Consider the following 11,372-nt stretch of genomic DNA (forward strand, 5'->3'; position numbering starts at 1 on the left):
GCCTACAGCACTAATGACAAGTATCTTGCTGACTGCCCATTGCCTGCCGGGACGATTTTGGTGGAGTGCATTTCCATCAACACGAAGGGAATCTGGCGAGCTACTTGCGGTACCCCTGATGACTCATTTCCCTTCCTCGAGCCCGGGCGGCACCCGTCAGAGTCTCGTGAAGAGGCCCTTCATGGCCTCTGAGAGAGAGAAACCGGAGCGAGCAACTCGGTATCCAACATTCGTCCTGATCTACGGATCATTGTTAGTGACTTAATGCGACTTGATGGATCAATACTGCGCCAGATCTTGGGTCATGTAGCGTTACGTAGATCTCGCCAAATTGAGCATCTGATGGGGGTAGCAAAATCATCGTATAGGTAGCCATTGGCTCCTTCGGTCTTACCACCTCAATCTGCGGGGCTATCAGGCTTCGGTCGGCCCTAAGCCAATTTACTTGAAGTCTCATCGTCGCTTCTTGGCCCGGGATGGCAGACGCCATATAACCAATTACATTTCCACGCAGTTCATCGGCCGGAATAGTCAGAGTTGCGTGCATCTGTGAGTTCTCTATCACCGCATCTGTGTCTTGAGGTTGCTGCCCTCCGACCCAGTGCCACTGCGACCAGCCTGCTCTTGCGCCGCCAAGCGTTCGAGCGCCGTGGAAGAAATTGCTATTGGGTTCGAGAGTGTTGCTGAGAATTTCACCAGGAACCAAGAATACGTGGCCCTTGTTTCCATCATTTGTATATGCGAGGGCAAAATCATAATCATCGCGATCTCGAATCTCGAGCGCAGAGCGTGGGTCAATACAGGGAGGTCCTCCTAAGTTAATCCAGCAGTAAACATCTCCAACGCGCACGTCATTTCCTTGGAGTGCATCCCCACCAAGAATCCACTCAAGTTCATTGTCCGGTATGCCGGTCACAATGCCCCGCTCGGATACGGGCGTAACTGCTTGCATCGCTCGCGCGAGGACGCCTGAGGTCTGAGACGCGCGAACGTTGTAAATTCCCGATGCGTTGTCGGTGATCAGATGAACGAGATTTATCGCAAGCATTGCCAGTAGCAGGCTGTCCCTGGACCGCGACCGGGGGATGCAGAGGGCAAGAAGAACGCAAATCGCGCTGAGAGGGAACATCCACCGTGCATCTGCGCGGTCCAAGCCTGGTAGGCTGGAAATGGCAATTGTCGCTAAGGCGATGGTGAAAAGGGTCAAGGCAGCGCAGGATTGATGAGTGTTCCATCGTTTCGCGGCGTTTAACAACGACAGTCCCCAGAGCGTTGAGAACATCGCTGCGCAGACATAACCAATGCGTTGTCCCGCTGCGTTGTTGGCAGACATTTTCCCAACAAACCAGTCAAGTCCGAAATTCGTACCCAAAAATACGTTTGAAAAGAACTGGGCAAAAGTGTGGAGTGTCCCGATATTGACGCTTACGGATTGTCCTGCTGTGCCCGTCATGACCGACAACGTCGACATCCACTGAGTCGCCAGCACAAAGCACAAGAGAGGGACAGCCCAAATCAGCACGCCGGTAACGGCGAGCGTTCCCCAAGGGGCAGCTCGGTTGACATGATGGCGGATGATCGCGATAACCGATGCGCAGAGACCTAGTGCAAACAAGCCTGCAATGTATGTCTCATAGGTCAGAACCGTCGCGACGGCAAGGCAGATGATCATGGCAGCCCTGCCCCAGCGAAAAGCTGCGCGTCCGATCTCGCTCGCGATTAGTAAGATGGTAGTAAGAAAGAGCGCAAGTCCCAGGGTTGCAATTGTTCCCGAAAGATAGTCGAAATAAAAAACGATTCCGAATCGGGAGAGGACGGCGCAAAGAGCTGCTACAAACGAGGTGGTGACCGAGGCGTGAAGTCGGTTCCGTGCAATGTAGAGGGTTGCTACGCCCGCCCAGCTCATCGCGGCGGCATTTAGCACAGCGAATGCTGAGCGAGGAACTTCCCACCAAACGCCTAAAGACCATATTCCATTGAAAAGTAATCGCGCTTTGTACTGATTAATACGAAGGAAAGTCTCCAGAAGACTGTTGCTGTCCATTCCTACGTAATAGGGGAACAATTCGTCTCCAAAGAAACCGGGTTGGTACGTGATAAAGCTAAGGGTCGCAACCACAGCAAAGATCACTGCAACAGGCCTGAGTAGGTACTTTTCCACCGGAGACTCCGTGTTCACTCTCGACTATTTGACCGTTGTGACTTTCAGCTAGAGGCTGGGGGTCGGCCAAAGACTGCGCGTGAAAGAATAAATGTGACTGGTACAGTGATGATGATTGCTGCGATTGGCGCAACTGCTGGCGGCAAGCTAAGTGTTTCTACCCAGACAATGGCAACGGCCAAGCCCAAAAGGTACTGCGCTGCGTAGACCAGCGGAAAGAGTACGATCGACTTCCAGCCTCTATGAGCACGGAAGACGAACAATCGGTTCAATGTAAACGCAATAACTAAGCCGCCCAAGTATGAAATCGTATAGGCCAATTTATACTCGGCAACCTGTAACAAAAATAAGTAAGCCGCGTATGTGACTGCAGTATTGAATCCGCCCGACAAAAGGAATCTGGCGAAGCTGGAGTTTGGTGTCAATCGACGCACCGCTATCAGGTTCCGTCACATTCTTCGGAATGTATGACCTTTTCTACGAAAAGGTCATACTCTCGAATATAATCGGCGGCATCATAATAATCGGAGGCAAATACCAGTAGTACTGCGTCTTCGGAATATTTATACTGAATTCCCCAGGTCATGGGCGGGAGGTAGAGCCCCGTGTTTGACTTGTCAAGAACGAACTGCTCTCGCCGCTTGCCATCGTCAGCAACCACATGCACAGATCCTTTCACTGCGATCAGGAATTGGTGGCATTTCAGGTGAGCATGTTCGCCACGCGTTTCTGCCGTGGGAACGTCATATACAAGAAAATAGCGCTTAGGTAAGAATGGAATCTCACGCTCGAACTCTCCAACCGACAAACTCCCGCGCATATCAGCGATTGCGTTGAATGTGTGTAGTTGAACACCTTTGACGGAAGACGATTGAATTCCGCTCTTGGGCTTCTGAGCATGTTCGCCAGTGGAGGGGGAAGTGCTGGCGTCTGCGTATCCAATGATTTTGGCAGGGTTCCCGACTACGATTGCGTTCGGTGGCACCGAACGTGTCACGACCGACCCAGCGCCGATCATCGCATTTCTGCCGATTCTGATTCCTGGCAGAATGGTCGCATTCGCACCGATCGAAGCCCCTTCCTCTACGATGGTCCGCAAGAAGGCTTCTGGGTACACTTTGCTGCGCGGACGAATATCATTGGTGAAGGTGGCATTAGGGCCTACAAAAACGTTGTTTTGCAGGGCGACTCCATCCCAGAGCTGTACGCCACACTTGATGGTAACGTTGTCACCGACGGTTACGTCATTCTCAATGAATACCCCATCACAGATATTGCAATCTTTACCGATCGAGGCTCCCGGCAGCACATGAGCAAACGCCCAGATCTTCGTGCCTGATCCAATTTTAGTGGATTCGCAAAGCGCGTTGGGATGGCAGAAGATGGTCATACGCCGCTTTCCTTGAAGTGGTCTTGAGACTGAATGATAGATAACGGGCGTGCTTTCGTGTTTTCAAACGTCCGCCAGGCATATGCGCCCACTACACCCAGACCGAGCGAGTTGAGTGCGCCGAAGAACAGGATCGTCACCATCGTGCCCGCATAGCCCGGTACCGCAACGAGCCCCGAGAGCTTGGCCACCAGGATCAGAAGGGACAGGCCAACTGCAGCTGCCAGAGCGAGGATGCCGATGCCCATAAGCAGGCGTACCGGCAGATCAGTAAAGGCGAACACGCTGTCGGACAGGTAGCGCAGTTTCTTCTTCAGGGTCCATGCGCTCTTGCCGTGCTCGCGCCGAAGCCGCTGGTAGGGAACAAAGGCGCGGCGCCCGCCAAGCCAGAACAACTGCGCCAGCAGGCTGGTGTTGCTCTCCTTGAGCAGCAGCAAGCGGTCCCGCATGTCTGCGCTCACAGCGAAGATGTCGACGCCCCCCTTGGGAATGTCGGGCATCACGAAGCGCCGGTACAGTGACCAGAAGGTTGCCGAGGCCAATTTGGACAGGCCGGGATCTTCGCGTGATTCGCGCACACCCATCGCGATGTCTTTGTCGCCGGCAGATAACGCCTTGAACAGTTCGATCACCAGCGCCGGCGGTTCCTGCAGATCAGCGGCCATCACCGCGATGATCGAGCCCTTGGCATGTTCCAGGCCGACACGGATCGCCGAGAACGCGCCAAAGTTACGCGACAGCGCAATCAGCTGCGCATCGAAACCGGCCGTGGGTAGCTGTTCGCGCAGGCGAGCGTAACTCTGGTCGGGGCTGCCATCGATCACGAACACAGCTTCGAACGGGACCTTGGTCTCGGCCTTGATCGACGCCAGGGCGGCGATCAACGGCGTGATCGAACCTTCGTTGCCGTAAACCGGAACAACGACCGTCAGCGAGTGAGTCAGAAGCGATTGCATGCGTCGATAACTCGATCAACCTCGGAATCGGTCAGTTCGGGGAAGCAAGGCAGGGTCAGGACGGTGGCGCAGTCCAGCTCTGTCTGGGGCAGGGCGACGTCGGCAAAGCGGCCCTCGTGGCAGGGCTGATGATGGTCCGCGATCGGATAATGAACGTCCGTCTGGACGCCATTTTCGCTGAGGTGCTGCTGCAGAGCCGCCCGTTCCTCGGTGCGGATAATGTAAAGATGCGCAACATAGCTCTGTCCGGCACTCGTATTGGTGCGGATTTTCGGATTGCGGATGCCCGCAGCGTAGCGTTCGGCCACGCTGCGGCGGTTCTGGTTCCATTGGTCCAGGTGCGGAAGCATCAGCAGGAGCATGCTGGCCTGGATCTCATCCAATCGGCTGTTGCGGCCACCGGCAATGCCGTTGGTGTACTTCTGCGTCCAGCCATACTGGCGCAGCATGCGCACGCGATCGGCGAGATCAGCGCGGCGGGTGACAACGGCGCCGCCATCGCCCAGCGCGCCAAGGTTCTTGGTGGGATAGAAGCTGAAGCTGGCGATGTCGCCGAACGAGCCAGCCAAGCCGGTGTCGTTGCGCGCGCCATGCGCCTGAGCGCAATCCTCCACCAAACCCACGCCATGCGTCTTACAGAGCGCCGCGATCGCGTTGATATTGGCGAGCTGGCCGTACAAGTGAGTGACGATGACGGCTTTGATCCCACCTGCTGCCAGTGCAGCTTCCAGCTTGAGGGGGTCCATGGTGGCGGTGGCCGCGTCCACGTCGATGAACACTGGCTCGGCACCGCAGGCCAGTACCGTCGAGGTGCCGTACATGGCGGCATTGGCGACCACTGCGACACGGTCTTCGCGGGAGACATCCAGCGCCCGAAGCGAGAGCTCCAGCGCATCGGTGCCGTTGGCGACGCTGATGCAATGCTCAGCGCCGCAATAGGTGGCGAAAGCCGATTCGAAGGCGCGGACGTTTGGACCCAGCACGTAATAACCGCTGCCCACCACTTCGGTGGCGGCGGCTGCGAGGGCATCCTTCAACGGTTCGATGTGGCGGGACAAGGAATTGACCGGAATGGCTTCAAGCGTCATTGACATGGGTTCTGCTGTGGATGCAGCCATTGGAAGCAAGTTTCCAACGCACGCTTCTGGTGGGTGCAGAGGCAGGAGACTGCCAGTGCTGGGCAAGAGACCGACCGATTGTACCTATTCCTGAAGAGATGGCCTCAGCAGCGGCCCCTGTGAAAATCAGGGGCTTGTCGATCACATGACGGGCCCGGGGACCTTGCGGCAGGCCCGTCAGCCCGGGCACGGACGCTGGTTGGCCTTTGCAGGCAATGTCGCCATCCGAGCGCGGATGGCGACATTCAGGCTTACAGCGCCGCTTCCAGCTCCGGCAGCAGGGTGAACAGATCCCCCACCAGCCCGATATCGGCGATCTCGAAGATCGGCGAGTCCGGATCCTTGTTGATCGCGACGATGGTGCCGGCGTCCTTGATGCCGGTCAGGTGCTGGATCGCGCCGCTGATGCCCACGGCCACGTACAGCTCCGGCGAGATGATCTTGCCGGTCTGGCCGACCTGCAGGTCACTCGGCACATAGCCGGCGTCCACGGCGGCGCGCGAGGCACCGACCGCGGCACCGAGCTTGTCGGCGAGCTGGAAGATCACCTTGAAGTTCTCTTCCGAGCCCACGCCACGGCCGCCGGAAACGACACGCTTGGCGCTCTGCAGGTCCGGGCGGTCGGTCGCACCGGCCGCCAGGCCGATGAAGCGGGTGTGGGTCGGCAGGGCCGCATCGACGCTGGCCGCTTCCACGCTGGCGCTGCCGCCCTTGGCCGCTTCCGGCCAGGACGCCGCCCGCACGGTGGCGACCACGATCTGGTCGGCCGGCACCTCGACGGTGATGATGGCGTTGCCCGCGTAGATCGGGCGCTTGAAGCTGTGGCTGCCTTCCACGGTCATCAGGTCGGAGACCTGGTTGACCCCCAGCAGCGCGGCCACGCACGGCATCAGGTCCTTGCCGAACGTGGTCGAGGGGCCGAACACGTGGGTGTAGCCGGTGGCCAGCTGCGCGATCTGCGGGGCCAGCACCTGGGCCAGCGCCTGCGCGTTGGCGGCGTTGGTCACGGTCAGCACCTTGGCGACGCCGGCCAGCTGCGCGGCCTCGGCAGCCACGGCGGCCGGATCGGCGGCCAGCACCAGCACGTCGATGCTGGCGCCGCTGATCGCGGCGGCCGCGCTGACGGTCTTGGCGGTGGCGGCGTTGAGCTTGCCGTCGTGGTGTTCAGCGACAACGAGGATCTTGGTCATTACAGCAACCCCTTCTGCTTGAGTGCGGCGACCAGTTCGGCCGCGTCCTTGACCATCACGCCCTTGCTGCGCTTGACCGGCGCGGCGTACTGGGTGGTCTTGAAGGTATCCGCGGCGTCCACGCCGAGGTCGGCCAGCTGCAGCGTCTCCAGCGGCTTGGCCTTGGCCTTCATGATGTCCGGCAGCTTGATGAAGCGCGGCTCGTTCAGGCGAAGGTCGGTGGTGACCACGGCCGGCAGATCCACTTCCAGCGTTTCCAGGCCGGCATCGACTTCACGGGTGACCGTGGCCTTGCCGTCGGCAATCTCCAGCTTGCTGGCGAAGGTCGCCTGCGGGCGGCCCCACAGCGTGGCCAGCATCTGGCCGGTCTGGTTGGCGTCGTCGTCGATGGCCTGCTTGCCGAGGATGACCAGGTCCGGCTGTTCCTTCTCGATCAGCTTGAGCAGGGTGCGCGCGGCGGTCAGCGGCTGGATGGCCTGGTCGGTCACCACATGGATCGCGCGGTTGGCGCCCATGGCCAGGCCGTTGCGCAGGTGCGCCTGGGCATCGGCCGGTGCGATCGTGGCGACCACGACCTCGGTGGCGATGCCCTTGTCACGCAGGCGCAGCGCTTCTTCGAGGGCGATTTCATCGAACGGGTTGGGAGACAGCTTGACGCCGTCGGTGACCACGCCGGAACCGTCCGGCTTGACCTGAATGCGGACGTTGTAGTCCACCACGCGCTTGTACGCGACGAGGATTTTCATCTGGTGCTCGATCCTTCAATAACGGGGGGAACGTCCGGTTCTGTACACAGCAACCGGTTCTCGGGTGGGACACCGATTCTAACTGGCGCAGGGGCACCATGCGAATGCGTATGGTTGTGCTGCAGTGCCGCATGAAATTGACGCGAAACCCCCGCCGTTCACGCTGGGCGGGCAGTCGTGAAGACGGCCGCCATGTATCCTGTTGCGCTGAGTCGGGGCGCCACCAGGCCCCCTGCACGCACATCGAACAGGAGAACGGGTAGTGCCCACATGGCTTGTCACCGGCGGAGCCGGATTCATTGGCGGTAACTTTGTCCTCGAAGCGGTCGCCAAAGGCGTGCGTGTCATCAATCTCGATGCGCTGACCTACGCGGGCAATCTGAAGACCCTGGCCACGCTGGACGGCAACCCGGACCACGTGTTCGTCGAAGGCGACATCGGCGACCAGGCGCTCGTCGCCCGCCTGCTGGCTGAACACCGCCCGGACGCCGTGCTGAACTTCGCCGCGGAAAGCCATGTGGACCGCTCCATCGACGGCCCCGGCGCGTTCATCCAGACCAACGTGGTCGGCACCCTGGCGCTGCTCGAAGCGGTGCGCGACTACTGGAAGGCACTGCCGGCCGACAAGGGCCAGGCGTTCCGCTTCCTGCACGTGTCGACCGATGAGGTGTACGGCACCCTCGGCGAGACCGGCAAGTTCAGCGAGACCACCCCGTACGCGCCCAACTCGCCGTACTCGGCGTCCAAGGCGGCCTCGGACCATCTGGTGCGCGCGTTCCACCACACCTACGGGTTGCCGGTGCTGACCACCAACTGCTCCAACAACTACGGCCCGTATCACTTCCCCGAGAAGCTGATCCCGCTGGTGATCGCCAAGGCCCTGGCCGGCGAACCGCTGCCGGTCTATGGCGACGGCAAGCAGGTCCGCGACTGGCTGTTCGTGAGCGATCACTGCGAAGCGATCCGCACCGTGCTGGCCAAGGGCCAGGTCGGCGAGACCTACAACGTCGGCGGCAACTCGGAGAAGCAGAACATCGAGGTGGTACAGGCGATCTGCGCCCTGCTCGATGCGCGTCGCCCGCGTGAGGATGGCCAGCCGCGCGCCAGCCAGATCACCTACGTGACCGATCGCCCCGGCCATGACCGCCGCTATGCGATCGATGCCTCCAAGCTCAAGGACCAGCTGGGCTGGGAGCCGAAGTACACCTTCGAACAGGGCATCGGCTTCACCGTGGACTGGTACCTGGACAACCAAGAGTGGGTCAACGGCGTGCTCGACGGCAGCTACCGCCTGCAGCGCATCGGCACCACCGCCTGAGCGCGGTGATCACCAGACAGAGGACAACCGCATGACTCAACGCAAGGGCATCATCCTCGCAGGTGGCTCGGGTACCCGCCTGTATCCGATCACCAAGGGCGTCAGCAAGCAGCTGCTGCCCGTGTACGACAAGCCGATGATCTATTACCCGCTCAGCGTGTTGATGCTGGCCGGCATCCGCGACGTGCTGATCATCAACACGCCGCACGAGCAGGCGCTGTTCCAGAGCCTGCTGGGCGACGGCTCGCAGTGGGGCATGAACATCGAGTACGCGGTGCAGCCGAGTCCGGACGGGCTGGCGCAGGCCTACCTGATCGGCAAGGGTTTCATCGGCGGCAAGCCGAGCTGCCTGGTGCTGGGCGACAACATCTTCCACGGCCACGGCCTGCGCGAAGTGCTGCGCAATGCCGACCAGCGCGACACCGGCGCGACCGTCTTCGGCTACTGGGTCAATGATCCGGAGCGCTACGGCGTGGCCGAGTTCGACACGGCCGGCAAGGTCATCGACCTGGTCGAGAAGCCCGAGAAGCCGCGTTCGAACTATGCCGTCACCGGCCTGTACTTCTACGATGGCAACGCCAGCGATTACGCCGCGGAGCTGAAGCCGTCGCCGCGCGGCGAGCTGGAGATCACCGATCTCAACCAGCGTTACCTGCGCGAGGGCAACCTGCATCTGGAAGCGCTGGGCCGTGGCTATGCGTGGCTGGATACGGGCACGCACCAGTCGCTGCTGGAAGCCTCCAACTTCATCGAGACCATCCAGACCCGCCAGGGCCTGCAGGTCTGCTGCCCCGAAGAGATCGCCTTCGGCCAGGGCTGGATCAACGCCGAGCAGCTGGAGGCGTTGGCGGCGCCGTTGATCAAGAACGGCTACGGCCAGTATCTGCACACGCTGGCTGTGCGGGGCATCGTGCCGTGAAAGTGATCGACACGTCCCTGCAAGGCTGTAAGGTGATCGAGCCGGCCGTGTTCGGTGACGAGCGTGGTTTCTTTTTTGAAACCTGGAACGCAGAACGATTCGCCGAGCTGGGTCTGCCGACCCGGTTCGTGCAGAGCAACGTTTCGTCCTCAGCCAAAGGCGTACTGCGGGGCCTGCACTACCAGTGGCCGCGACCGCAGGGCAAGCTGGTCAGCGTGCTGGAGGGCGAGGTCTATGACGTCGCCGTCGACATCCGCCGGGGCTCGCCGACGTTCGGACGCTGGGAAGCAGTGGTGTTGAGCGCGGCCAACAAACGGCAGTTCTGGATTCCGGAGGGCTTCGCCCACGGCTTTGCCGTGCTGTCCGAGCGCGCGCTGTTCAGCTATCTGTGCACGGATACGTACGTCAAGGAAGCCGACGCCGGCATCCGCTGGAATGACGCCGACATCGCCATCGATTGGCCGATCAGCGCGCCGACGCTCTCGGGCAAGGATGACGCTGCGCCGTTCCTGAAGGACATCGCCGAGGATCGCCTGCCGGTGTACCAGCCGTGAGCATTCTGCTGCTGGGGGCCAACGGCCAGCTCGGTCGTGAACTGCAACGCGCGCTGGCTCCGCTGGGCACGATCGTGGCGACCACGCGCAGCGGCGTGCTGCCCGACGGCAGCGCGAGCGAGGTGGCCGACTTCGACCAGCCCGGCTCGCTGACCGCACTGCTGGACCGCGTCCGGCCGACGCTGGTGGTCAATGCCGCCGCCTACACTGCGGTGGACCGGGCCGAGGACGACCGCGAGGCGGCTTTCCGTGCGAACGCCGAAGCACCCGGTGTACTGGCGCGCTGGTGCGCACAGGCCGGCGTCCCGCTGGTGCATTACTCCACCGATTACGTCTTCGACGGGCAGGGCACGCGCCCCTATCGCGAGGATGACGCGACGGCGCCGCTGGGCGTGTATGGCGCCAGCAAGCTGGCCGGTGAGGACGCCATCCGTGCGGCCGGTGGGCGGCACCTGATCTTCCGTACGGCGTGGGTGTATGCCTCGCACAGCGCCAATTTCCTGCGCACCATGCTGCGGGTGGGCGCTGATCGTGATGTGCTGCGCGTGGTCGCCGACCAGGTCGGAACGCCGACACCAGCGGCGCTGATTGCCGACGTGACCGTACAGGCACTGCAGCATGATGGCGCGCTGTCGGGTACCTGGCATCTGACGGCCACCGGTGAGACCAGCTGGCACGGCTTTGCCGAAGCGATCTTTGCCGAGGCGGTAGCGGCAGGCGTACTGCCGCGTGCGCCGAACGTCGAGGCGATCACCACGGCCGAGTACCCGACGCCGGCCCAGCGCCCCGCCTATTCGCATCTGGATGTGACGAAGCTGGAGCGGGACTTCGGCGTAGCGCTGCCAAGCTGGCAGGACGGCCTGAAGCAGGTCATCGCGGACTGCTGACCCGGGGGTAGCAACTGTCTTATCAGGTGCAGACCAACGCGGCCTCGGCGTCCCGCTTGCGGGCGTTGAGGATGACCAGCATCTTGCGCATGACCGCTACCAGCGCCACCTTGCTCGCCTTGCCTTTGGCTTT

Annotated in this window: 11 protein-coding genes and 1 pseudogene; 4 read left to right on the top strand and 8 right to left on the bottom strand. The window is 61.1% G+C overall.

The features are described 5' to 3' along the window. Positions 1-253: 253 nt before the first annotated feature. The 7 genes from HH110_RS16505 to HH110_RS16535 form a co-directional block, all read right to left on the bottom strand. Complete coding sequence (locus tag HH110_RS16505; protein ID WP_176990678.1) at positions 254-2,161, bottom strand: hypothetical protein; 1,908 nt, start codon at positions 2,159-2,161, stop codon at positions 254-256. A gap of 44 nt (positions 2,162-2,205) precedes the next feature. Beyond that, positions 2,206-2,595 carry a GtrA family protein gene (locus tag HH110_RS19625; RefSeq protein ID WP_206677560.1) on the bottom strand — a complete coding sequence of 130 codons (390 nt, stop codon included), beginning with the start codon at positions 2,593-2,595 and terminating at the stop codon, positions 2,206-2,208. A 5-nt stretch (positions 2,596-2,600) separates the two neighbouring features. Next, a complete protein-coding gene (locus HH110_RS16515; RefSeq protein ID WP_176990679.1) occupies positions 2,601-3,551 on the bottom strand; it encodes a WxcM-like domain-containing protein in 951 nt (316 codons plus the stop codon). Then, entirely contained in the window at positions 3,548-4,507 is a 960-nt protein-coding gene (locus tag HH110_RS16520; RefSeq protein ID WP_176990680.1) for a glycosyltransferase family 2 protein, read from the bottom strand. Before HH110_RS16520 ends, HH110_RS16515 begins: the two co-directional genes overlap by 4 nt. After that, positions 4,492-5,601 (bottom strand): DegT/DnrJ/EryC1/StrS aminotransferase family protein, encoded by a 1,110-nt coding sequence (locus tag HH110_RS16525; protein WP_176990681.1) that lies wholly within the window; start codon positions 5,599-5,601, stop codon positions 4,492-4,494. The genes HH110_RS16520 and HH110_RS16525 overlap by 16 nt, the downstream gene beginning before the upstream one ends. Positions 5,602-5,876: 275 nt before the next feature. Next, positions 5,877-6,815 (bottom strand): electron transfer flavoprotein subunit alpha/FixB family protein, encoded by a 939-nt coding sequence (locus HH110_RS16530; protein ID WP_176990682.1) that lies wholly within the window; start codon positions 6,813-6,815, stop codon positions 5,877-5,879. Further along, positions 6,815-7,561 (bottom strand): electron transfer flavoprotein subunit beta/FixA family protein, encoded by a 747-nt coding sequence (locus HH110_RS16535; RefSeq protein WP_176990683.1) that lies wholly within the window; start codon positions 7,559-7,561, stop codon positions 6,815-6,817. The genes HH110_RS16530 and HH110_RS16535 overlap by 1 nt, the downstream gene beginning before the upstream one ends. Positions 7,562-7,823: 262 nt before the next feature. Here HH110_RS16535 and rfbB point away from each other — a divergent pair, with 262 nt between their 5' ends. The 4 genes from rfbB to rfbD are packed head-to-tail and all read left to right on the top strand — an operon-like array spanning position 7,824 to position 11,239. Beyond that, entirely contained in the window at positions 7,824-8,879 is a 1,056-nt protein-coding gene (gene rfbB / locus HH110_RS16540; RefSeq protein ID WP_176990684.1) for a dTDP-glucose 4,6-dehydratase, read from the top strand. Between the two features lie 31 nt (positions 8,880-8,910). Then, positions 8,911-9,798 (top strand): glucose-1-phosphate thymidylyltransferase RfbA, encoded by an 888-nt coding sequence (gene rfbA / locus HH110_RS16545; RefSeq protein WP_176990685.1) that lies wholly within the window; start codon positions 8,911-8,913, stop codon positions 9,796-9,798. Then, positions 9,795-10,352: a dTDP-4-dehydrorhamnose 3,5-epimerase gene (gene rfbC / locus HH110_RS16550; protein ID WP_176990686.1), complete on the top strand. Its 558-nt coding sequence runs from the start codon at positions 9,795-9,797 to the stop codon at positions 10,350-10,352. The genes rfbA and rfbC overlap by 4 nt, the downstream gene beginning before the upstream one ends. Beyond that, a complete protein-coding gene (gene rfbD / locus HH110_RS16555; protein ID WP_176990687.1) occupies positions 10,349-11,239 on the top strand; it encodes a dTDP-4-dehydrorhamnose reductase in 891 nt (296 codons plus the stop codon). The genes rfbC and rfbD overlap by 4 nt, the downstream gene beginning before the upstream one ends. 22 nt (positions 11,240-11,261) lie before the next feature. On the opposite strand, the pseudogene HH110_RS16560 reads toward rfbD, so the two are convergent. Beyond that, positions 11,262-11,372, bottom strand: a pseudogene (locus tag HH110_RS16560) (IS110 family transposase); the annotation flags it as partial.

The sequence above is a fragment of the Stenotrophomonas sp. SAM-B genome, assembly GCF_013387485.1.
In the GTDB taxonomy this organism is placed as follows: Bacteria; Pseudomonadota; Gammaproteobacteria; order Xanthomonadales; family Xanthomonadaceae; genus Stenotrophomonas; species Stenotrophomonas maltophilia_AA.

What these genes read in the sequence shown, in the direction of transcription:
- HH110_RS16530 (WP_176990682.1), bottom strand. Translation starts at nt 6,815, where the DNA reads ATGACCAAGATCCTCGTTGTCGCTGAACACCACGACGGCAAGCTCAAC.
- HH110_RS16535 (WP_176990683.1), bottom strand. Translation starts at nt 7,561, where the DNA reads ATGAAAATCCTCGTCGCGTACAAGCGCGTGGTGGACTACAACGTCCGC.
- HH110_RS16525 (WP_176990681.1), bottom strand. Translation starts at nt 5,601, where the DNA reads ATGTCAATGACGCTTGAAGCCATTCCGGTCAATTCCTTGTCCCGCCAC.
- rfbA (WP_176990685.1), top strand. Translation starts at nt 8,911, where the DNA reads ATGACTCAACGCAAGGGCATCATCCTCGCAGGTGGCTCGGGTACCCGC.
- HH110_RS16515 (WP_176990679.1), bottom strand. Translation starts at nt 3,551, where the DNA reads ATGACCATCTTCTGCCATCCCAACGCGCTTTGCGAATCCACTAAAATT.
- HH110_RS16520 (WP_176990680.1), bottom strand. Translation starts at nt 4,507, where the DNA reads ATGCAATCGCTTCTGACTCACTCGCTGACGGTCGTTGTTCCGGTTTAC.